At 73.3% G+C, this 21,310-nt stretch carries 18 protein-coding genes; 10 read left to right on the forward strand and 8 right to left on the reverse strand.

Annotated features, from left to right (window positions below; translation table 11 throughout):
• Positions 1-115: 115 nt before the first annotated feature.
• On the reverse strand, positions 116-808 hold the full coding sequence (locus ACZ7FF_RS08080; RefSeq protein WP_470810409.1) for an NAD(P)-dependent oxidoreductase: 693 nt from the start codon (positions 806-808) through the stop codon (positions 116-118).
• A gap of 171 nt (positions 809-979) precedes the next feature.
• Between ACZ7FF_RS08080 and sigJ the strand changes: the two genes are divergently transcribed.
• On the forward strand, positions 980-1,930 hold the full coding sequence (sigJ, locus tag ACZ7FF_RS08085) for an RNA polymerase sigma factor SigJ (protein WP_470810411.1): 951 nt from the start codon (positions 980-982) through the stop codon (positions 1,928-1,930).
• A 46-nt stretch (positions 1,931-1,976) separates the two neighbouring features.
• On the forward strand, positions 1,977-2,573 hold the full coding sequence (locus tag ACZ7FF_RS08090) for a nucleotidyltransferase family protein (protein WP_470810413.1): 597 nt from the start codon (positions 1,977-1,979) through the stop codon (positions 2,571-2,573).
• Positions 2,574-2,684: 111 nt separating this feature from the next.
• Here ACZ7FF_RS08090 and ACZ7FF_RS08095 read toward each other — a convergent pair whose 3' ends face one another.
• Positions 2,685-2,855, reverse strand: a complete 171-nt coding sequence (locus ACZ7FF_RS08095) for a hydrophobic protein (RefSeq protein ID WP_470810415.1) — start codon at positions 2,853-2,855, stop codon at positions 2,685-2,687.
• 247 nt (positions 2,856-3,102) lie between these two features.
• On the opposite strand from ACZ7FF_RS08095, the gene ACZ7FF_RS08100 reads away from it, so the two are divergent.
• Both ACZ7FF_RS08100 and ACZ7FF_RS08105 read left to right on the forward strand, forming a co-directional pair.
• Complete coding sequence (locus ACZ7FF_RS08100; RefSeq protein WP_470810416.1) at positions 3,103-3,276, forward strand: CsbD family protein; 174 nt, start codon at positions 3,103-3,105, stop codon at positions 3,274-3,276.
• A 68-nt stretch (positions 3,277-3,344) separates the two neighbouring features.
• A complete protein-coding gene (locus ACZ7FF_RS08105) occupies positions 3,345-3,830 on the forward strand; it encodes a hypothetical protein (RefSeq protein WP_470810418.1) in 486 nt (161 codons plus the stop codon).
• Here the strand turns inward: ACZ7FF_RS08105 and ACZ7FF_RS08110 are convergent.
• On the reverse strand, positions 3,821-4,033 hold the full coding sequence (locus ACZ7FF_RS08110; RefSeq protein WP_470810419.1) for a DUF7660 family protein: 213 nt from the start codon (positions 4,031-4,033) through the stop codon (positions 3,821-3,823). The two genes, ACZ7FF_RS08105 and ACZ7FF_RS08110, sit on opposite strands and share 10 nt — an antisense overlap.
• 180 nt (positions 4,034-4,213) lie before the next feature.
• Between ACZ7FF_RS08110 and ACZ7FF_RS08115 the strand changes: the two genes are divergently transcribed.
• The 3 genes from ACZ7FF_RS08115 to ACZ7FF_RS08125 are packed head-to-tail and all read left to right on the forward strand — an operon-like array spanning position 4,214 to position 8,301.
• On the forward strand, positions 4,214-4,603 hold the full coding sequence (locus ACZ7FF_RS08115) for an effector-associated constant component EACC1 (RefSeq protein ID WP_470810421.1): 390 nt from the start codon (positions 4,214-4,216) through the stop codon (positions 4,601-4,603).
• Positions 4,600-7,221, forward strand: a complete 2,622-nt coding sequence (locus tag ACZ7FF_RS08120) for a caspase, EACC1-associated type (RefSeq protein ID WP_470810423.1) — start codon at positions 4,600-4,602, stop codon at positions 7,219-7,221. The genes ACZ7FF_RS08115 and ACZ7FF_RS08120 overlap by 4 nt, the downstream gene beginning before the upstream one ends.
• 39 nt (positions 7,222-7,260) lie before the next feature.
• On the forward strand, positions 7,261-8,301 hold the full coding sequence (locus tag ACZ7FF_RS08125) for a vWA domain-containing protein (RefSeq protein ID WP_470810424.1): 1,041 nt from the start codon (positions 7,261-7,263) through the stop codon (positions 8,299-8,301).
• A 131-nt stretch (positions 8,302-8,432) separates the two neighbouring features.
• Here the strand turns inward: ACZ7FF_RS08125 and ACZ7FF_RS08130 are convergent, their stop codons facing one another.
• The 3 genes from ACZ7FF_RS08130 to ACZ7FF_RS08140 are packed head-to-tail and all read right to left on the reverse strand — an operon-like array spanning position 8,433 to position 14,258.
• A complete protein-coding gene (locus ACZ7FF_RS08130) occupies positions 8,433-11,372 on the reverse strand; it encodes a hypothetical protein (RefSeq protein ID WP_470810425.1) in 2,940 nt (979 codons plus the stop codon).
• Position 11,373: 1 nt separating this feature from the next.
• Positions 11,374-13,221, reverse strand: coding sequence for an HSP90 family protein (locus ACZ7FF_RS08135; RefSeq protein WP_470810427.1), 1,848 nt, complete (start codon positions 13,219-13,221; stop codon positions 11,374-11,376).
• Between the two features lie 50 nt (positions 13,222-13,271).
• Positions 13,272-14,258 carry a hypothetical protein gene (locus ACZ7FF_RS08140; protein ID WP_470810428.1) on the reverse strand — a complete coding sequence of 329 codons (987 nt, stop codon included), beginning with the start codon at positions 14,256-14,258 and terminating at the stop codon, positions 13,272-13,274.
• A 190-nt stretch (positions 14,259-14,448) separates the two neighbouring features.
• Here ACZ7FF_RS08140 and bla point away from each other — a divergent pair, with 190 nt between their 5' ends.
• Positions 14,449-15,375 carry a class A beta-lactamase gene (gene bla / locus ACZ7FF_RS08145; protein ID WP_470810430.1) on the forward strand — a complete coding sequence of 309 codons (927 nt, stop codon included), beginning with the start codon at positions 14,449-14,451 and terminating at the stop codon, positions 15,373-15,375.
• Between the two features lie 43 nt (positions 15,376-15,418).
• Here bla and ACZ7FF_RS08150 read toward each other — a convergent pair whose 3' ends face one another.
• Positions 15,419-16,402, reverse strand: a complete 984-nt coding sequence (locus tag ACZ7FF_RS08150; RefSeq protein ID WP_470810431.1) for a helix-turn-helix domain-containing protein — start codon at positions 16,400-16,402, stop codon at positions 15,419-15,421.
• Positions 16,403-16,525: 123 nt separating this feature from the next.
• Between ACZ7FF_RS08150 and ACZ7FF_RS08155 the strand changes: the two genes are divergently transcribed.
• Both ACZ7FF_RS08155 and ACZ7FF_RS08160 read left to right on the forward strand, forming a co-directional pair.
• Positions 16,526-17,557 carry a saccharopine dehydrogenase family protein gene (locus ACZ7FF_RS08155; RefSeq protein ID WP_470810433.1) on the forward strand — a complete coding sequence of 344 codons (1,032 nt, stop codon included), beginning with the start codon at positions 16,526-16,528 and terminating at the stop codon, positions 17,555-17,557.
• 137 nt (positions 17,558-17,694) lie between these two features.
• Positions 17,695-17,910 carry a DUF4177 domain-containing protein gene (locus tag ACZ7FF_RS08160; protein ID WP_470810434.1) on the forward strand — a complete coding sequence of 72 codons (216 nt, stop codon included), beginning with the start codon at positions 17,695-17,697 and terminating at the stop codon, positions 17,908-17,910.
• 75 nt (positions 17,911-17,985) lie between these two features.
• Here the strand turns inward: ACZ7FF_RS08160 and ACZ7FF_RS08165 are convergent, their stop codons facing one another.
• Complete coding sequence (locus ACZ7FF_RS08165; protein WP_470810436.1) at positions 17,986-21,105, reverse strand: helix-turn-helix transcriptional regulator; 3,120 nt, start codon at positions 21,103-21,105, stop codon at positions 17,986-17,988.
• Positions 21,106-21,310 lie beyond the last annotated feature (205 nt).

Consider the following 21,310-nt stretch of genomic DNA (forward strand, 5'->3'; position numbering starts at 1 on the left):
CTCACCGCGCTCACCAGGCAGAAGAATCAGACGAGTTGGGGGTGAGAACGGTCACTTCCGGGGTGACACGTGACTCCGCCTCCCGCTCGCCGTGGCGCCGGCGGGGCCGTGTAGCTCACTTGCCGAAGCCCTCCTTCCGGATGACGTCGAGGATGCCCGGGGTGTCCTGGACGGTGCGCACATCGAGAAAGGCGCGCACGTGCCCGTCGGTGACGGCCTCGCGTACGAGGGCGTGCGCGAGGTCCGCCCGGGAGGTGAACCGGCCGGGCAGCCGGCGGGCGCCGAGCCGGTACTCGCTCACCTCGTCCGTGTCGAAGAGCCCGGCGGGCCGCAGCACGGTCCAGTCGAGGCCGCTCGCGCCCACGATCTCCTCCATGCGGCGCATGTCGTCGTAGACCGTGCGCCCGACGACCCGCGCGAAGAACGGTTCGAGCACCTTCCGGAAGAAGACCCCCTCGCCGGGCGCGGGCACGTCGAAGAGCACGGTGGAGGTCACACAGACCAGGCGCCTCAGGCCGTGGCGGGCCATGGCCCGGGTGATGTGGGTGATGCCCGCCGAGTACACCGTGACGGGGGCCCGGCCGTACGGGACGCCGAGCGCGGAGACCACCGCGTCGTGACCGGCGACGACGCGCTCCACCGCCGTACCGTCCAGGACGTCGGCCTCCTCGACCCGCAACCGGGCGTGTTCCAGCGGGAATGCGTCGGGGTGCCGGGTCACCGCGGTGACGGTGTGACCCGCGGCGGTCGCCTGCGCGGCGGCCTGCCGGCCGGTCGGACCGTTCGCGCCGAAGACGACGAGTCGCATGTGTTCTCTCCTTCGCTGCCTGGTGCTGCTGCCTCGGACCGGGAGGAGGCGTGCGGCGGTGGGTGTGACAGCGCGGGGGCGGGGTGAGACGTACGGCACACTCCGGGGGCTCGATGTCACACTCCGGGGGTCCGGGTCCCTCTGGGTGGTGAGCCGTCGTGAGGAGATGCCATGGCCGACCATCGGACGCCCGCGGGGACGGACACCGCCACCCGGGCGTTCCTCGACCACCGCGAGCTGCTGTTCGCGGTGGCGTACAACATGCTCGGCACCGTCGCCGACACCGAGGACGTGCTCCAGGAGACGTGGCTGGCCTGGGCGGGGCGCACCGGTGCCGGGGAGGCGGGCCGGGCACCGGCGGTCGAGCATCCTCGGGCCTACCTGGTACGGATCACCGTGCGGCAGGCGCTCGCGCGGCGGGCGCGGATCGCACGGCGGCGCGAGACGTACGTCGGACCGTGGCTGCCCGAGCCCCTGCTCACGGACGCCCTGCCCGGCCCGGCGGACGCCGGGGACTCCGCCGAGCACGCCGTGCGCGCCGAGTCGGTGTCACTCGCGCTGCTCGTCGTCCTGGAGACCCTCACCCCGCTGGAGCGGGCGGTGTTCGTCCTGCACGAGGTGTTCGGCTACGCGCACCCCGAGATCGCGGACATCCTCGGCCGCAGCCCCGCCGCCGTACGACAGCTCGCCCGTCGCGCCCGTACCCACGTCCGGGCCCGGCGTCCCCGCTACGAAGCGCACCCGCGGGTCCGCCGGCAGGCGACGGAACGGTTCGTCGCCGCGACCCTCGGCGGCGATCTCGGAGCGCTGCTGGAGATCCTGGCCCCGGAGGCCGTTCTCTGGACCGACGGCGGCGGCAAGGCGCAGGCGGCACCGCGGCCGGTCCGCGGCCGGGACAAGGTGGCGCGGACGCTCACCGGCTACGCCGCACGCTCGGCCGCCGGCCTGGAATTCCAGCACCGGGACGTCAACGGCGACGCGGCCGTCGTGGTCTTCGAGGACGGCTCCCCGCACGCGGTGATGGTCATGGACCTCGACCCGGACGGCGAGCGGGTCCACGCGGTGTACCTCGTCACGAACCCGGACAAGCTCTCGACGGTGGAGCGGGACGGAACGGCATGACCGCTCCGGGCCCGCGTCTTCGCGGTGATCGTGATAGGCAGGGCGGATGCTCGGCAGACTTCCGCTCACCGAACAGCTCGACGGCCTGCGGTCCGTGCTCTCCCGGAACGAGGTCCTGACGGACGTGCTGACCGGGGCGGCGGCACTCGACCTGCCCGGCTGGTACGTGACGGCGGGCTGTCTGTTCCAGACGGTGTGGAACGTGGTCACCGGCAGGCCCCCGGCCAACGGCATCAAGGACTACGACGTCTTCTACTTCGACGACCGCGACCTCTCCTGGGAGGCGGAGGACGCGGTGATCGAGGCGGGCCGGGAGCTGTTCGCCGGACTGCCCGCCGAGGTGGAGATCCGCAACGAGGCACGCGTGCACCTCTGGTACGAGCGGAAGTTCGGGGTGCCCTGCCCGCCGCACGAGTCGACCGAGTCCGCCATCGACTGCTTCGCCGCGACGACGTGCTGTCTCGGCGTACGCCTCGAACCCGACGGAACGTGGCGCGTCTACGCGCCGCACGGACTCTCCGACGTGTTCGGTCTCGTCCTCCGGCCCAATCCTCGTCTGGCTCCGCGGGAGGTCTACGAGACGAAGGCGGCGCGGTGGAAGGAGGAGTGGCCGGAGCTGACGGTCCTGCCGTGGCCGGGCTGAGCCGCGCGCGCCAACTCCTTCTCGCGCACATCCGGTCCGGCTTCTCACACAAGTCGGGCCCGGCCGTCCCGGCCGGGCCCGACTCATGTGCGCCTGGATGAAAGCCGGCGCCTACCAGCGATACCAGCGGCCCTTGCGGCCGCCGCTGCCCGCGGGCCGGATGACGAAGCCCAGGATCCACACCACGAGCACGATCACCGCGATCCACCACAGGGCCTTCAGCGCGAAGCCGGCACCGAAGAGGATCAGGGCCAGAAGAAGAACCAGAAGCAAGGGAACCATTGTCATCAACCTCCTGGCCACCGAATGCCCTTGCCGCTTCACCGCAAGCACACGGGATGCGAGTTATTTCCGCGCGATGAAGGGCATTCGCGTCTCCCGCGCCATTCCCCCGCTTTCGCGTCTCACGCACCGCGACCCGGTAATGCGGAACGCCCGCCGAGTCGTATTGCCCGTACGTTTACGGGTGGCGTGAGCGGTCATGCGCACGGCCCGCACCTGATACCGGCACCCGAGGAAGGTGAACACCATGGCCGTCGGCGAGAAGGCCCGGGCCAGGCTCGAACAGGCAGTCGGCAAGGCCGCCCAGGCAGCCGGGCACGCCCTGAACAACCACGAGCTCATCGCCAAGGGCCGCGCCGCCCAGGCGGCGGGCGAGGCCCGGGAGTCCAAGGAGTCCCTCAAGGACACGGGACGCCGTTGACGGGCGCGGGGGCACCGACGCAGTGCCCCCGCGGCTCGGCTCGAAAGCGCTCGGACTAGGCTTCGGCCATGGTCAACCAGCACCAGTCAGCGGCCTCCGTCGAAGACGAGTTGTCGGCCATCGACACCTTGTCCGCACTCCCCTTTCCCGAGCAGGAGACCAGGCCCGGGAGGGGCGGCAGATGGGGCGGGCCCGGATTCCACCTGGCGGTGCTCCGCGAGAGCCGGGACTTCTGGGACGACCGGAGCGAGGACGCCGTCGAGGCGGCCGAACAGCAGCTGAACGCGGACCTGGCCGCGTTGGCCGCCATCCTGGCCGGCCGTTGGGGAGAGCACGAGACGGTCGACCTGTCGCGCTACCTCGAATCCGGCGCCACCGGCGGCGACTTCGACGTCCCGGAGCCGCTCGCCTTCCTGTCCGGTGTCGCCGGCAGCATGCGCGTGTGGCGGCTGCCGGACTCCGGGCGCTGGATCGCGCTGACGATCGGCCAGGCCGACCCGGAGTGGCCGCTGCAGTTGCTCGTCGCGATCAGTGAGGCACGGGTTCACTCGTAGTGCCGCGCGGCGCAGAGCGCGCGGGCGAAGAACGTCCAGTCACCCTCGGCCGGCAGAAGCTGCTCGTGACGGGCGTACCAGCCCGGCGCGTCCGACACCCAGGCCTCCAACGCTTCCAGGAAGGCCCCCAGCGTCCCGTTCTCCCACCGGTCGCCCCCCCTCTCGTCGAACTCGGCCCGCAGACGCCCCAGAAAGGCGCACATGGCCTCACGATCGCCCGATCATTTCAGGTGGCCGTGGTTCGGAGGCGTGTCTCGCTGGCCTGAATTCGACTGTTCGTGGGATCAAGGCAGGCCATAACTCCCCTTACCCGTGGGGAAAATGAGAACCTGAGGGTTCGGTACGCCCACCGGGCGTGCGGGCACGGCACGGGGGAAGAGCACATGGGCGAGGTGCGGATCAGTCCGGGGAGCGCCGCGGGCGCCGGCTCGCTGGCCGGATGGCTGCGGCGCGACCCCGCGGTGTCCCGGTCCGGCGTGGAGATCGTCGCGGCCGCGGCAGCGCACCCCACGGGCGCGATGGGCACCGTCGACACGGTCACCGCTCTGGTCGACAGCACCGTCGGCCTGTGCGGCCTCTTGGTCTCCGTCGCCGCCTGGCGGCGCCCGCACGGCACGCCTCCCCCCGGCGTGCGGGTCACCGAGAGCGACGGAACCCTGCTGGAGGGCACCGCCGAGGACGTCCTCAGGGTGCTCCGGGCACGCCAGGAGCAAGCCCTGATGCCGGGCCGGGACCCGGACAGGGAGCCGGCGCCCGAGCACGGTGACGCATGACCACACGGCTGTCCGATCCGGCCGCGTCCCGGGCGGTGCTGATCGGCGTCCACAGCTACGCCCCGGACTCCGCGCTCGCCCAACTGCCCGCGGTACAGCGGAACGTCACGGCCCTGCGGGAAGCGTTGTGCGACGAGGCGGTGTGGGGCCTGGCGGAGCCGGACTGCAGGGTACTCGGCCCGGAGGCCGACCTCGGCACCGTCATGACGGCGATCGACAGCGCCGTGCACCAGGCCACGGACACACTGCTGGTCTACTTCGCGGGACACGGACTGCTGCATCCCGACCGGCCGACCGAACTGCACCTCGCCCTGCACGACTCCAACGACCACCAGATGTGGCGCTCCCTGCCGTACGCACACATCCGCGACGAGGTGCGGGCGGCACACCGTCGGCGTGGCCTTAAATGTGCCGTCGTCCTGGACTGCTGCTTCAGCGGTGCCGCCCTGGAGGGTGCCATGGGCCGGCACGACGCGGTGCTCCAGCAGGTCTCCGACATCGACGGCGTCTGCGTGCTCACGTCGAGCGCGGCCACCGAACTCGCCTTCTCGCTGCCCGGCGAGGAACTGTCCGAGTTCACGGGCGCGCTGTTCGGCCTGCTCCGCACGGGCCTGCCGGACGCCGGCCCCGTGCTCGACTTCGGCACCCTGCACGGCCGGCTGCGGCGGGACCTGGGCTCGCGCGAGCAGCCCCAGCACCCGCAGCTCGGTGCGCACAACTCGGGTGAGCGCATCGCCATCTTCCGCAATCCCGCGTACGTACCCCTCGCGCCGCCCGCCGAGCGGCACGGTCCGGCCGTACCGTCGCCGCCCGAGCGGCTGTTCGGCCGCGAACGCGAGCTGCGGGACCTGGCCGCCGAAGCGGCGCGTGGTCCCGGCGCGCTGATCGTCCACGGGCCGCCGGGCGTGGGCAAGTCGACGCTGGCGGCGGAACTGTACCGGCGGCTCATGGCCGACCCGGCCTTCGGCCCCGCCGAGGGCGCCGTCGGTCACCGCCCTCCTTCCGGCGCGCCTGTGGTGCTGCTCGACGACATCACCGACGCCGGGGAGGTCGCGCGGGCGGTCGCGGCCGCGCCGCACGCGCTGGTCGTGGTCACCAGCCGCACCTCCCTCACCGAGGCCGTGGGCCGCCGGCACGCCCTGGCTCCACTCGACCTCGGTCACGCGGTGGCCATGCTGCGGGACCTCAGCGGGCTCACGGGGCACGACGCGGAACTCGGCGAGATCGCCCGGCTGCTCAGCTGCTTCCCGCTCGCCCTGCGCCCCATCGCCGCCCGGCTCCGCCGCACCCCGCCCGACCTGCTGCTGGAGGCGATGCGCGAGTCCGAACGGCCGTTGCAGCACCTGCACTCCGACGACGACCGGGTGCGTACGGCCTTCACGGTGTCGTACAACGCGCTCACCGAACGCCAGAAGCAGGTGCTCGACGACTGCGCCAGCCATCCCGGCCCCGACTTCGACCGCCACTCGGCCGCCGCGATCAGCCAGATGTCGCCGGGCATCTGCGGGCTGATGCTGGAGGAACTGGTGGACGCGGGGCTGCTGCAACGCGCCGCCGGCCGTTACGCCTTCCACGCCCTCTACCGCAGCTACTCGCACACCAGGGCGGACACGAAGGCCACCCGGCGCTCCCTGCTCTATCTGCACCTTCGCCGTGCCCTGCGGGACGCGCGCGAGGGGGGAGCCGCCCGCAGGTCATGGCGGTCGGCCGCGCTGGCCGAGCTGCGCGCGGCGGGCCGGGCCTCCCGCGAGGACGGCTGGCGTCTGGCGACCGACCTGAGCTGCGAGATCGCCGACGCCCTGCGCGAGGAGCAGCAGCTCGCGCAGGCGAAGGAGGAAGCGGACGCCGCCTACCGGCACGCGACGGCCCTGCGGGACGGCCGCGCGATCGCACGGGCCCGCGGCTGCCTGGCCCTGCTGGGCGACGCGACCGGCCCCGGGCAGCCCCCGCCCGACCTCGACGTACCCGCCGCACGCAAGGAACTGGCCGAGGAACTGGAGCGGACCGCCCGGACGGCCCGCACGTCGTCCGAGCACACGGCCGAACGCGGGCGCCGGCTGACGTCCCTGGCCGAACGCGCCCTCGCCGCGGGCCTCGTCGAAGAGGCCATGCAGTACCAGGCCGACGCCCACGCCTGCCTGGAGGAGGCCGGCGACACGGGGCTGCTGGCCGAGTGCCTGGTCGGGCAGGCCGCGCTGCACATGTACGTCGCTCAGTACCCGGAGGCGTCGGAACTCGCCCGGAGGGCGGCCGCGCTCCTTGACGAGCAGGGTGACCGGGAAGGCGCCGCGCACGCGTACGCGGCCGCCGCCGAGGCCCTGCGCAAGTCCGGCGAGCTGGACCCGGCCGCGCACCACGCCCGTCTGGCCCTCGACCGCTTCGCCGCCCTCGACGACCCCGCCGCCCTCGGCTACGCCCACCGCCTCGCGGCCAAGATCGCCTGGGCGCAGGGAAACGACGCCCAGGCACATCGCCTGATGGGACAGGCCCAGGAACTGCACCGCATGTCCCGTGCCGAGGAAGGCCCCTCCACCCGCGCCATCGCCCACCCGTCGCGCTCCCTGCGCCCGGATCCCCAGGCGGGCCAGGAGCCGAGATCGATTGTCAGTGGTGCGTGAGACGGTGAGGACATCGGTCGGAAACAGGGGGAGCTGGTCATGTCCGGAAGCCAGAACTACATCAACCACGTCGCTCTCGTGCTGGACGCCAGTTCGTCCATGTCGCACCTGAGCCGCAAGGTCGTCGAGGTCGCCGACCAGCAGATCGCCTATCTCGCCCGCCGGTCGAGGGAACTGGACCAGGAGACCCGGGTCACGGTGTACGTCTTCGCGGACAAGGTGGAGTGTGTCATCTACGACAAGGACGTGCTGCGGATGCCGTCGCTGCAGCAGCTGTACCGGGTCGGTGGCATGACGGCCCTGCTCGCGGCCGCGCTGAAGTCGCAGCGGGAGCTGGCCCGGACGGCTCAGCTGTACGGCGACCACAGCTTCCTGACGTTCGTACTCACCGACGGGCAGGAGAACGCGAGCCATCGCTGCCCCGACGCCCCGACCAGGGAACCCCGTGAACTGGTCGCGGCTGTCGCCGAGATGATCGAGACACAGGACGACAACTGGACGCTGGCCGTTCTCGTGCCGGACCAGGTGGGCAAGCGCGAGGCCATGCGGTGCGGGTTCCCGAAGGACAACATCGCCATCTGGGACGCCACGAGCACACGGGGACTGGAGGAGGCCGGGCAGGTCATCCGCGAGGCCACCGAGAAGTTCATGGTGGGCCGCACCCAGGGCATCCGCGGCTCCCGGGCGGTGTTCTCCATGGGTGCCGAGGCGGTCAACAGGGACACCATCGAGGCGGCCGGTCTCACCCCGGCGGACCCGTCCCGGTACCAGCTGATCCCGGTGACCCGTGACGCGGCGATACGGGAGTGGGTCGTCGAGTGCGGGCACACCTACCGCACGGGCGGGGCGTTCTACCAGCTGAGCAAGTCGGAGAAGATCCAGGCGCGGAAGCAGGTCGCCGTGCTGGAGAAGAAGACCGACCGGGTCTACACGGGCCCCGAGGCCCGCGCCCTGCTCGGCCTTCCCGACACGGAGGTCCGCGTCAAGCCGGACCACAACGACGACTTCACGATCTTCGTCCAGAGCACCAGCGTGAACCGCAGACTCGTCCCCAACACCCGCCTCCTGCTCATGTCCTGAGGCCTTCCCGGCCGATCCCGGTGCATCGGCCGGTCACCTTGATCCAGGCGACGCAGTGCAGGGCGACGAGGACCTCGACCGTGCGGTCGAGGTCCTCTCGCTGTGGTGCCGTGGGCCGTGTGGCCGCCGTTTCACGCCTCGTCGCGCAGGCGGGTCGCCAGGGAGGTCAGTGGCTTGGCCTCTTCGGTGTGGCCGAGGGGGGTGAGGCGGGCGACCGCTTCGTCGAGGCGGGTGAGGGCGGGGGCGGGGCGTTCCAGGTAGATGCCCTCCACGGCGGCGGCGAGGCGGACGCATTCCGCCCACTCGCCGGCGAGGTCCTCGTCGGGGCCCGGTTCGCCGAGGAGGGTGAGGGCCTTGTCCAGGGCGGCCAGGGCGGCCTCGTACTCGCCGCCGTAGGCGTTGACCCGTCCCTGTTCGTAGGCCAGGGCGCTGTCCAGGGAGCGGCCGCGGGCCTCGTACCCCGCGGCGCGGGCCTCGTCGGCGACCTTCTCGGCGTCGGCGAGTACGGCGAGGGCGTCGGCCAGACCCTCGGTGCCCTCCTGCTGCGCCTGGAGGCGGGCGAGTTCACGCAGGCAACCGCTGAGCTGCTCGAAGCGCGGGGACCGCGCGTGGGCGGCGAGCGCCTGGTTCGCGGCCTCGCGGGCCCGGCCGAACTCGCCTGACTCGGCGAGGATCACGGCGGTCTCCGCGGCGATCATGGCGTGGCTCCCCGGGTCGTCGTCCCAGTCGCCCGACTCGGCGGCGAGGGCGGCGAACTCCGCGGTGGCGGCCTTGAGGTCCTCCCCCGCGTGCAGTGCGCGGGCCCGGGTCAGCCGCAGCTGGGCGACCAGCCGGTCGTCCCTCTCCCCGGCGGCCACGTCCGGTTCGGCCAGGAGGGAGTCGAGCAGAGCGATGCAGTCCTCGACGCGGCCCAGTTCGAGGCTGAGTTGGGCGGCTCGGCTGTAGACGCAGAACGCGTCCGTCCTGCTGCCCCGGCGCAGTTCCAGTTCCGCGGAGCGCGTCAGGTGCCGAAGTGCCTCTTCGGGGTGGTCCAGGTGCATGGCGGCGTCGGCCAGATCGCCGTGGAGGCGGGCGGTGTCGACCGTGTCGGACGGCCAGTCGGCCGCCAGTCGCAGGGCCTCCGTCAGGTCCGCGTGCGCTGCCCGCGCGTCCTTGAGGCCGAGCTTGATCCGGCCGCGCAGGCCGAGCGTGCGGGGCAGGTGCCAGGCGGGGCCGTGCGCCGTCAGCCGGTCGACGAGGGCGTCGATCTCCGTGACCGCCGCGGGCAGATCGCCGGAGAGGGCGTACGTGCTGGCCCGCAGCGTGTGGGCGCCGGAGACCTGTCCGGCGATGTCGTGCCGGGTGGCGAAGGCGAGCAGCAGGTCGACCTCGGCGAGGACCGGCGCGACGTGCTCCTCGTTCCGCGTCGCCTGCAGACGCAGGCCGAGCGTGGTCGCCCGCAGCCGTAGCAGACGGGCCTCCTCGTACGGGGCGAGGCCGGGCGTCTCCTCGTGCAGCCGGACGAGGGCCGCGTGGGCGTCGGTCAGCGCGGCGGCCTTCGCCTCGGCTCCGTCGTCGTCGCGGTCGCCGTCGGGGAACTCGGCCGCGGAGAACACGGCGCAGCCGCGGGCCACCGCCGCACGCCCCGGCGCTCCGGCCTCGTCGTACAGGCTCGCGGCCTCCTCGTGCAGGGCGACCGCACGCTCGAACTCGTGCTTCTGGCCCAGCCGGCTCGCGTCGTCGCCCAGCAGATCCGCGCGCAGTCGTGCCGGCGGTCCCACGGCCGGGTCGTCGGGGTGGACGTAGCCGGGGGCGTCGACGAGCGTGCGCAGCCGTGCCCAGCAGGCCGCCGCGTCCGGATGCCCCTCGTCGTCCAGCGTCCGTGCGCGGGCGATGAGTTCGGGCAGGGACTCGGGTACGGCCGGGGCCGTGCGGGCGGCGGGCGCGGCCTTCGGGGCGGCGGGGGCCAGGTCGTCGAGACCGCGCGTGCGCAGGGTCAGTTCCAGTGCGTCCAGGAGGGGAGCACGGTCGAGGCGGGCCCTGCGCCGGTCGGTGTGGGCCGTGGTTCCGTTGCGGGCGTCGAAGCGGGCGGCCAGGTCGTCGGCGCGGCCGCGCACCTCGGCGCGCAGGCCGGCCACCGTCCAGGTGCGGCCCGCGTGTCCGGCGGCGGGCAGTTCGCCGTGGCCGAGGAGTTCGACGCGCTCGAGGAGGACCTCCACACCGGTGAGGAAGCCGAGCAGGTCGAGCGGCGAATCGACCTCGTCGAACAGGTTCCGGTTCTCGGCGAGCAGTTCCAGGCCGCGTGCCTCGTTGCCGGTGAGGGCGCAGAACTCCAGGTGCCGGCCGATCTCCGCGGACATGGAGGGATTGCGGCGGCAGCCGCGGTAGCCGGCCAGATGCAGCTCGCGGGCCTGTTCGGTGCGGCCGGTGCGCAGCAGGGGAAGCAGCGCGTACGAGATCGTGCGGGCGGGCTCCTCCTGGCAGGACTCCTTGCCGGCCAGGACGGGTTCCCAGGTGCTCAGCGCCCGCTCGTCGTCGCCCGCCGCGAGATGGTACAGAGCACGCTCGCAGATCTCACAGGCCTCGCAGTCGCTGAGCCCGGTGCGGCTGCGGCCCGCCCACAGCTCGTAGGCGAGGGCGGTGTCCTCGCCCACGTGGGCGGCGAGCTGGTACGCCTGTCCGTAGTAGGGCTGGAGGCCGAGGCCCGCCTTCTCGTACCGGTCGCGCATCTCCGTCAGCCACTGGCGGAGGGCGGCCAGCGGTACCTCGGGCAGCGCGAGCAGGGCGTGGGCCACCCACTTGAACCGCCAGAACAGCGCGTGGCGCAGGGGTTCGTCGAAGACGTCGGGCTGCTCGTCGAAGAGGTTGAGCAGGCGGGCGAAGACGACGGGCGACTTCCTGGGTTCGGAGCCGTAGTTGTACGCCTTCTGGAGTTCGAGGAGTGCGCGCACGAGCAGGTCGGGCTCCGTGAACTGCTCGGCCGCGTCGACCAGTTCCTCGGCGGTGACGGTGCGGGTGCGCCCGTAGGAGCGCCGGGCGTTCTCCTGGAGCGCCTGGTACAGCTCGTCGGTGGTCTGGGGTGCGGTCGGCATCTCAGCTGTCCTTGCGGAGGGCGTGGGCGAGGAGGTCGAGGAAGGAGCGGTTGATGAGGCTCGATTCGGCGGGCCTGAGCGGACGCCTGGACAGCATCGCGGCCTGCCCGTAGAGGGCTTCGGCGCTGGTGCGGGCGAGTTCGGGTTCGTCGATGGTGACGGCCGTACGGACCAGTGGATTGAGCTGGTTGAGGATCAGCTGGGCCCGTGGGGCCTCCTGCCGCAGGTGGCCGAGGATGTCGCCCCACAGACCGCCCTGCTGCTCGCGGGCGAGCTGGGAACGGGTGCGCTCGTGCCGGGCCTCGCGGCTGTCGAGGAGGAGGGCGGGCGCGGAGGCGGGCTGGAAGGTGCGCAGCGCGACGTCGCAGTCGAAGAGGGCGAGGGCGTCGCGGGCCAGGGTGAGGTAGGCCGCGGCGGCCAGTTCCGTCTCCCGGTCGACGGGGTCGAGGTGGGCGGTGAGCGTCGCGGGGTCGAGGTCGGCGACACCGACCTCCGGCCTGATCTCCGGCAGCCGGTGCACCAGTTCACGGTCGTACGTGTAGCCGCCGTTGACGACGCCGAGCCCGGCGGCCGAGGCGATCGCGGCGACCTGCCGGAACTCCTCCACGCTGGACGTCACGAGCACGGTGCGGTGGGTGCGCGCGAACTCGTCCAGCGTGGCGTGTCCGTCGGTGGTCTCGAACGGCAGCCACGGCAGCAGCATCCGCAGGATCTCGTCGTCGTGCACCGCCAGCGACTTCACTGCCAGGTGGTGGGCCTGGAGGAAGCGGCCGAGGAGGTCCGGGTCGCTGGCGGCGGTCCGGGCGATCCACGCGCGCAGGCGCTCCGCGAGGGCGTCGCGGACCGCGGCGAGGGTGTCGTCCTCGTACAGGGACTCGCGGGAGGCCGTCGGCCGAAGGCTCTCGGCGTCCACGACGCAGCGGACGAAGAACGCCCACTCCGGCAGGATCTCCTCGGCCTGCTCGGACAGCAGCATGCCCTTGACGTGCACGCGGTGGCCGTGGCGGCGCCCGGCCGGTACCGCCTCGGGCAGCACGCACGCGATGCCCTTCAGGCCCACGGCCGGCAGGTCCAGCTCGATGGTGTCGAGCGGCGTGAATCCGAAGGTCTCCTCGCCGTACGCGGCGAGCGCGCGGGAGCGTGCTCCCGGCGTGGGGTAGGTGCGTACCCAGGGCGCGGGCTCGGGGTTGACGGATGCGCCGCGGCCGCCCGTGCCGTCGTCGAAGGTCACGGGGTGGCGCAGCAGGGAGCCGAAGTGACGGGCCAGCGCGTGGACCTGGGCCGGCCGGGTCCACTCGCCCGTGTCGACGCGGGGCGTCAGGGTGACGGTGGTGCCGGGCCGGGGGCGGGCGGAGGCGGGGAGGGTGCGGAGGGTGTAGCTGCCGTCGCCGCGTCCCCGCCATTCCACGACGGGGGCGTCGGGGGTGCGGGCGGAACGGCTCAGGACGTGGATCTCGTCCGCGACCAGAAAGCAGGAGAGCAGTCCGATGCCGAACTGGCCGATGAAGTCGCCGCGTTGCTCGGCGATCTTGTCGGCGCGCTTGCTGCTGCGGCCGATCGTAGCGAGGAAGGTGTGCACGTCGGCGTCGGTGAGGCCGACGCCGTCGTCCTCGACACGTACCACCGAGCCGTCGGCGTACAGGCGGATGCCGAAGGCCCCGGCGGGGGCGGACGGTTCGAGGCCGTGCCGCGCGGTCAGCGCGTCCACCGCGTTCTGCAGGAGTTCGCGCAGGTAGACGCGGGGGCTGGAGTAGAGGTGGTGGGAGAGGAGGTCGACGAGGCCGCGCAGATCCACCTGGAAGGTGCGGTCGGCGCCGGCCGGACTCGAAGGGGTGTCGGGCAGAGTCATCGGGCAGTCCGGGGTGGGGTGGTCGACGGGTGGCGGGGGGGGTGGCGGGTTCAGGCGTTGCGCCGGGCGCGGGCGTACATCTGCTCCGGCTGCGCCATGTACCTCCACGGCCATGTGGTGTAGGCGCCTTGGAGCTCGTGGAAGACGCGCGGCAGCGCGATGCGCTCGGAGGCCAGCGACAGGGCCATGGCGAACGTGTTGAAGTCCTCCTGCCAGCCCGGGCGTCGCTCGTAGGCGGGGTGGAGGACGCTGTGCTCGGCCGCCTCCAGCAACTCGTCCTGGATCTCGGGGGTGATGAGGCAGTTCTTGTTGTCGGACTCGACCCAGTCCTCGATGTGCGCGACGGCAATGACGCAGCCGAGGCGATGGCCCTCGGGCGCACCGGCGAACGCCTCCCGGGCGAACGCCAGTGCCTGGCCCGGCTCACCGCTCCAGCGGGGCTGCAGCTGCGACACCCACTCGACATGGGTCTCCAGGTCCAGCGGGTCGCGGCGCAGGGCGGCGTCGAGCCGGGCCTCGTTGACGGCGGGGCCCAGCGACATGCCGCGGCCGGAGGTGAGCAGGCGGCGCCAGGGGGTGACCCATTCCGGCCGCGACTCGGCGGCCTCCAGCAGTTGTTCCTCGGCGACGTGCAGCCGCTCGTGGAACACCTTCCACTGCTCCCGCGTGACGTCCGCGGCACGCGCGCGGGTGCGCGCCTCCCAGCCCCAGATGACGTGGCGCGCCCCGGATATCAGCAGGGCCGTCGCCCGGTGCTCCTTGTCCTCCTCGACGGCACGGCCGATCCAGTCCTGCACACCGTCCAGGTCGGACAGCTCGGCGAGGACCTGGTGGTCGCGGCCGAGATCGAAGGGGGCGAGCGCCGACCTGACCGCCGCCCAGTCACCCGTGCCGGCCGCCTCCACCAGCGCGAGCACCCGCGCGTCTCCGAGGGCGCGCAGCGTGTACATCCCGTTCTTCTGCCTGCGGGGGACGGGGAGGGCGTGCGGATCCGCCTCCGGTCTCCTCGCCCCTCTGCCGAACAGCTTGTCGAACATGCCGCGCCCTCCCCAGGTCCCGCGTGATCGTCCGGTGCAGCATAAGTGGCCCCACCGACACCACTTCCACAGGGTTTCCGCCGGTGATCTCCACTCACCCGGGGGCGGGACGCGGGCGGTCCTCACCGAAAGGAACCAAGTGATCCCTGGGGACGTTCTTTGACTGTCGAGATCTTGACCGGACGAGAGGATGGCCTTGGACTCCGTGCGAAAGTCCCCGTCCCGGCGCAGGGTGCTCACTTCGGGAGCCGGCGCCGCCGTGGCCACTGTCCTGCCTGCGAGCGGGAGTGCCTACGCCTCGCCGCCCGATGGCGGCGGCGAGACCGTGCGCCGGCTGAAGGAGCTGGAACAGCGGTATTCCGTCCGCCTGGGTGTCTGTGCCGGGGACACCGCCACCGGCCGGATCGCGCGGTACCGGGCGAGCGAACGCTTCCCCATCTGCTCGGTCTTCAAGACGCTGACCGCCGCGGCCGTGCTGCGCGACCTCGACCGCGACGGGGAGTTCCTGGCCAGACGTATCCGGTACTCCGAGAAGGACGTCACGGACTCGGGCTACGCACCGATCACCGGCAAGCCGGAGAACCTCGCCGACGGCATGACCGTGGCGGAACTCTGCGCCGCCTCGATCCGCTACAGCGACAACGCCGCGGAGAACCTCCTGCTGCGGGAGTCGGGAGGACCGCGGGCGATCACGCGGTTCTGCCGCTCGATCGGGGACAGGACGACGCGGATCGACCGCTGGGAGCCGGACCTCAACTCGGCCGAGCCGTGGCGTGTGACCGATACGACGAGCCCGGGCGCCATCGGGCGGACCTATGCGCGCCTGGCGCTCGGCTCCGCCCTCGACCCCGAGGACCGTGAGCGGCTCACCGGCTGGCTGCTGGCCAACACCACGGGCGGTGAGAAGCTGCGCGCCGGGCTGCCCTCCGGCTGGACCGTCGCGGACAAGACGGGGAGCGGGAAGTACGGGACCAGCCATGACGTGGGCATCGTCTGGCCCCCGGGGCGCGCGCCCCTCGTGATGGCGGTCCTCACGACGAAACACGAGCCCGACGCCTCGTCCGACGACGCCCTGATCGCCGAGACCGCCAGACTGCTGGCGGGAGCGCTCACCTGACCCTGGATCGGGCGATGACTCGCGCTCCTCGGCGGCCGCACGCTCAGGGGCGTTGCGGGTGTGGGCCGTGGGCCGCCTGGGCGGGGGCGGTTCGCGTGCGGAAGGTGCGCCGGTAGGTGTCCGGGGGCACGCCGACCGTGCGGTTGAAGTGCCGGCGCAGTGTCGTGGCGGTGCCCATCCCGGTGGCCTCGGCGATGATGTCGACACTGTCGTCGGTGGTCTCCAGCAACTGCTGGGCGTGGCGAATCCGTTGGGTCAGCAGCCATTGGAGCGGGGTGGTTCCGGTGACCGACTTGAAGTGGCGTCCCAGGTGGCGCGAACTCATCCGTGCCTGGCGGGCCAGGTCCTCCACGGTCAGCGGCTGGTCCAGGCGTTCCAGCACCCAGGGGAACAGGCCGGCGAGCGGGTGGTTGCCGGGGGCGGGCACCGGGGTGGTGACGAACTGGGCCTGGCCGCCGTCGCGGTGCGGTGGCACGACCAGGCGGCGGGCGACGGAGTTCGCGACGGACGCGCCGCGATCGACGCGGACCAGGTGCAGGCACAGGTCCATGGCGGCCGCCTTGCCGGCCGAGGTGAGGACGCTGCCGTTGTCCACGTACAGGACGTCCGGGTCCACCGTCACCTTGGGGTAGCGGGTGGCGAGTGCCCGGGTGTGCGCCCAGTGCGTGGTCGCCCGCAGGCCGTCGAGCAGGCCCGCGGCGGCCAGCACGAACGCGCCCGTGCACAGGGAGGCCACGCGTGCGCCGGCCTCGTGGGCCGCTCGTACCGCGTCGACCAGGTCGGCGGGAGGTTCCTCGTCGACATCGGCCCAGCCCGGGACGATCACGGTGTCGGCGCCCGGGAGCCGGTCCAGGCCGTGGTCGGGCACCAGTCCGAACCGGCCGGCCCGCACCACGCCGGGCCCGCAGACGGCGAGGTCGTACCAGGGCCCTGCCACGTCGACCGGGCCGGATCCGAAGACCTCGTGGGCGATGGACAGTTCGAAGTGCAGCATCCCGTCGGTGACGGCCAGCGCGACAGTGGTCATGTCCGGAATTGTATGGGGCATGTCGTTCCGGACACTCGTGCACGCCGGTCGCCCTCGGCAGGATGGTCCGCAGACAGGTCGACGGAAGATCGACGCGGATCATTCGAGTACGGGGGCGGACCCATGGGATCAGGACTCGAGGTGGCGGTGTTCGGCGCGTACGGGCACACCGGGCGCTTCGTGGTGGCCGAGCTGCTGGACCGGGGGTACGTCCCGGTGCTCTCCGGGCGCGACGCCGAGAAGCTCGACGTGCTCGCGGCATCCGGATCCGGACTGGAGGCCCGCCCGGCCTCGGTCGACGACCCGGCCTCGCTCAACCGCGCACTGGCCGGCACGGTCGCCGTGGTCAACTGCGCCGGGCCCTTCGCCACGACGGCCGCCCCCGTGATCGAGGCGGCACTGCGCGCCGGAATCCCGTACGTGGACGTGGCGGCCGAGATCGAGGCCAACGTCGACACGTTCGCGCACTTCGGCGACCGCGCCCGGGCGGCGGGAGTGGTGGTCGTCCCCGCGATGGCCTTCTACGGCGGCCTCGGCGACCTGCTGACCACCGCGGCGCTGGGTGACTGGACGACGGCCGACGAGGCGCACATCGCGTACGCGCTGAGCAGTTGGCACCCCACGGCCGGGACGCGCGCGGCGGGCGTGGTCTCCCGGCAGCGGCGCGGCGGCAGCCGTGTCCGGTACGCGAACGGGCAGTTGGAGTACCGCCACGACGAACCGCCGACCCTTCGGTGGCCGTTCCCCGAGCCGATGGGTCCCCGGCCCGTCATCGGTGAGTTCACGATGGCGGACGTCGTCACCGTTCCCAGCCACCTGGCCATCCCCGAAGTGCGCACCTACATGACGACCGAGGCGGCCCGGGAGGTCTCGGCCCCGGACGTGCCGGCCCCGTCCGCGGTGGACGAGCGCGGCCGGTCCGCGCAGACCTTCCTCATCGACGTCGTCGTGCGCTCCGGCGGCGGCGAACGGCGCGTCGTGGCGAAGGGGCAGGACATCTACGCCGTCACCGCGCCGCTCGTCGTGGAAGCGGTGGACCGCATCCTCACGGGACGGACCACGACGGTCGGTGTCGCCTCCGCCGGAGCACTCTTCGACGCGTCGGACTTCCTGCGCGCGTTGTCCCCGCACATCTCCATGGAGGTGCACGCGTAGCGGGCGGCCGGCCCACCGTGCCCGCAGCACGGGCGGGCCGGCGCCGAACCGTGGAACCTCGCGGACCGTTCGGCGGTGAACGGTGATTGACTGGCTCCGGCAACCGCAGCAGCGACCCACAGGAGAACCCCGCAGCCATGAGCCAGCCCTACGCGTACGAGTACAAGGTCGTCACCTTCCGGGAGTCGCTGATCGGCGACGCCCTCGACAGCGACAAGCTGGAGAAGGTTCTCAACAAGCACGCCGAGGACGGCTGGGGACTGAAGGCGATAACGTCCGCCGACGTCAAGGGCCGCATCGGGCCCGGCGCGGTCGAGGGACTGCTGCTCACCTTCGAGCGACCGCGCCGATAGCGGCCGAGCTCCCCCGCCGCCCCGGGAGACTGCCTCCACGGGGCGGCGGGGGCACGCCGGGTGCCTCCGCCCGTCTCACGAGGTCCGCTTCAGGGTCGCCGTCAGCTCGCTCCGGCGTCGTATGCCCAGCTTCTTGTACGTGCTGGTGAGGTGGGTCTCCACGGTCCGGCGTGCCAGGTGCAGGAGTTCGGTGATCTCCGCGTTCGTGCGGCCCTCGGCCGCCAGCTCGGCGATGCGGCGTTCACTGGTGGTGAGGGCGGCCGAGCCGGTCCGGGGCGTGGCGGTGCGGCGGGCCCCGGTCGCGCGCAGGGCGTCGTCCGCCCGGGCCCGCAGCCGGCGGGCGCCGAGGCGCTCGGCGACGTCGGCGGCCTCGCGCAGGGCCTCCCGGGCGCGGCCGCGGTCGCCGCCGGAGGCCAGCCGGCGGCCGTGGGCGATCAGGGCGGCCGTCAGATCGCGTTCGGTGCCCGGCGGCCCGTCGCGCAGGAGCCGTACGGCCTCCTCGGTGAGGTCGAGACCGCGGTTGCCGCCGGTCGCGGTGCCGAGGACGCGCAGGGCGCGGGCCACCGTGCGGGGGGTGTTCCAGACGCGGGCCAGGCGGAGTTCCTCCTCGGCGAGCGCGAGCGCCTCGCGGGGCAGGCCTAGGGCGAGCCGGCACTCGGCGGCGGCGGTGCGCCAGGGAGTGACGACGGGGCTGACGACCTCGCGCGCGGACTGGCGGCGTCCGCACTCCAGGAAGTCGTGCAGGGCACCGGTCGGGTCGCCGGTCGCCGCGCGCAGCACGCCCCGGGCGTACAGGAAGCGGTTCAGTTCCCAGTTGTCGGGCGCCTCGCTCAGGTCGAAACCGTCCGCGAGGCGTCTGGCCTCCCCCTGCCGGCCGGCCTCGACGAGCGCGATCACGGCGTGGGCGTGCGCGTTGGTGGGGGCGGCACCCGACGGCAGGGACGCGGACAGCAGGGCCGCGTGATCGCCGCGGGCCCCCGCGACGTCGGCGCGGGTGTTGCGCAGGGCGTCGTACATGGGGTGCAGCAGGCCGGGGCGCTGACCGGCCAGGCCCCGCTCCACCAGGCGTTCGGCGTCGGCGAGTTCGTCGGCCCACTGGGCGACCGCGGCGGCCGTGCCGACCAGGAACGGCTCGCTGAGCGGGTCGGCCGGCTCGGCGAGGAGGGCACGGATCCGCCGCATCGCCTCCTCGGCCGACGTCAGCCCGGCCGAGGAGGCGTAGCGGACCAGCAGGGCCTGGCCCGCCGTGCCGACCAGGCCGGGAGAGCGTTCGGCGGTGTCGCTCAGCCAGCGGTAGACCTCGCGGCGGACCGCCGGGTCCTGGTCGGACAGGAGCGCGGAGGCCGTCTGGAGGGTGCGGACCAGGTCGGGCCGGTCCTTCAACTGGCCGTCCATGGCACGCAGTACGTCCATCGCGGCCCGTGTCCTGCCGCGGCCGGCCAGGGCGGTGCCGAGCGCGACGGCCGTACGGACGCGGTCCTGCGCGGGACCGGGCAGGCGCAGTGCCTCGTAGAGGTGGCCGATGCTCCAGGCGGACTGGTGGTCGGCGTACTCGAGGGAGCCCAGCTCGGTGAGCATCCGCTGGCGGCGCTCGTCGGGCAGCGGCTCGTCCAGGGCCCGGCGCAGCAGGGCGACGGCCTCCTTGCGGCGGTCGTCGCGCAGGGCGAGCAGCACGGCGTCCTGCAGGACGGCCGGGGCCCAGGGCCGGCCGACGGGGCCGGTCAGCAGCAACTGACGGGCCACCGCCTCGGTGGGCGCGCCGCTGTGCAGCATCGCCTCGGCGGCCTGCCGGTGCGCGGCGCTGCGCCGTTCCGCGGGCACGCCGATGAGCATGGCGTCCCGCAACAGCGGGTGGGCGTAACGCGGACGCCCCTCCCGGTCGGGCCGCAGCACGCCGAGCCCCGTCATCGCGGTGAGCCACCCCGCCACCCGCGGGGCGTCCGCCCCGGCCAGCTCGGCGAGCAGCGCCGCCGGTCCCTCGTGCGAGCAGACTCCGCCGCCCGCGGCCACCACGGGCACGCCGACCACGGCGCCCGACACGACGGCCGTGTCCGGTCCTACGGCCGAGGGCGCACCGTACGGTCCGGCGGCGCCCCTGCGGGACGACTCGCGGACACCGGGCACCGGGCCCGACGCGGAGCCCCGCGGCGCCAGGCCGGACGCGGCGGCGGCAACGGCTGGAGTCTCGCGAGCTCCCGCCAGGGGCGCTACGGCGATCTGGCGGGAGCCGTAGGGCTCCGCGGGTCCGGTGCCCGGGAGAGCGGGCGAGGCGAGTGTCCCGGCGGGTCCGGGGATGTGCGGCGAGCCGGCCGGCAGGCGGGCGTTCGACGCCCGCCCCGGCCGGCCCCCCGCGGCGGCCCGGGCCGTGAACCGGTCCTTCTCCTCCCAGCCCTCGTCCAGTACGGCCAGGGCCCGGGCGACCTCCGCCGTCGTCGGGCCGGCGCTGTCCAGCCACCACGAGACGGCCGCCGGGTAGGCGCCCGGGTACAGCGCGGCCGTCGACGCGGGCACGGTCGCGTGCGGCCCGGCGCCGAGGTCGTCGAGGAGGGCGCGCAGGAGCAGGGGGTTGCCGGCGGCGGCCCGTACGCAGGAGTCCACCCAGGGCGCGGGCGCGTCCGGGAACACCGAACGCACCCGGCGCGCGGCGGACTCGTCGGTCAGCGGCACCAGGGTGTGGGTGCGCACGAGAGCGGGCGAGAGGGTGTGGGTGAAGCCCGGGGCGGGCGCGTCGATGTCGTACTGGCTGCGTTCGGTGACGGCCAGCAGTACCGGCAGCGCTAATCGGCCCACGTGCCGTGCGGACTCCACCAGCCAGCGGTGCGAGGGCGCGTCGGCGAGATGGACATCGTCCACGGCGACCAGCAGAGGTGATTGTTCCGCGTGCGCACGCAGGCGCTGCCACAGCCGGGCGGCCTGTTCCCGCTCGCTACCCGCGGACGCGTCGAACTCCTCGTCCGGACCGAGGAGTTGCAGTGCCGCGGCGAACGGCGCCCCGGTGTCGCCGCGCGAGCAGCGGGCCCGCAGCACGCTCATGCCGTGTGCGGCCGCGTCCTCGGCGGCGGCCTCCAGGACCGTGGTGCGCCCCGTTCCGGTGGCCCCCCGCAGCACGACCAGCCGGCCCTCGCCCGACCGGGCGCGGCCGGCCTCCGCCGCCAGCAGCGCCAGTGCGTCGTGGTGTTCCGGCGTTCGGGACATGTCTGCCTCCCCAGGCTGTTCGCTCGCCCGTTGAGATGCCCGTATGTGCCTTGCGGGTTCTGTCGGGGTGGTCACGGGTGACCTCCGTGGTCGTGGTTCGGCCGATCTCGTGGTGCTGCTCGTGGTCCTCCACGATTGCCCGCACCACACCCGCCCCGGGAGTGTGGACAGCACACGCCCGTCAGCGACCCCACAGAGGTGACGG

Source organism: Streptomyces sp. NPDC037126, assembly GCF_055605965.1.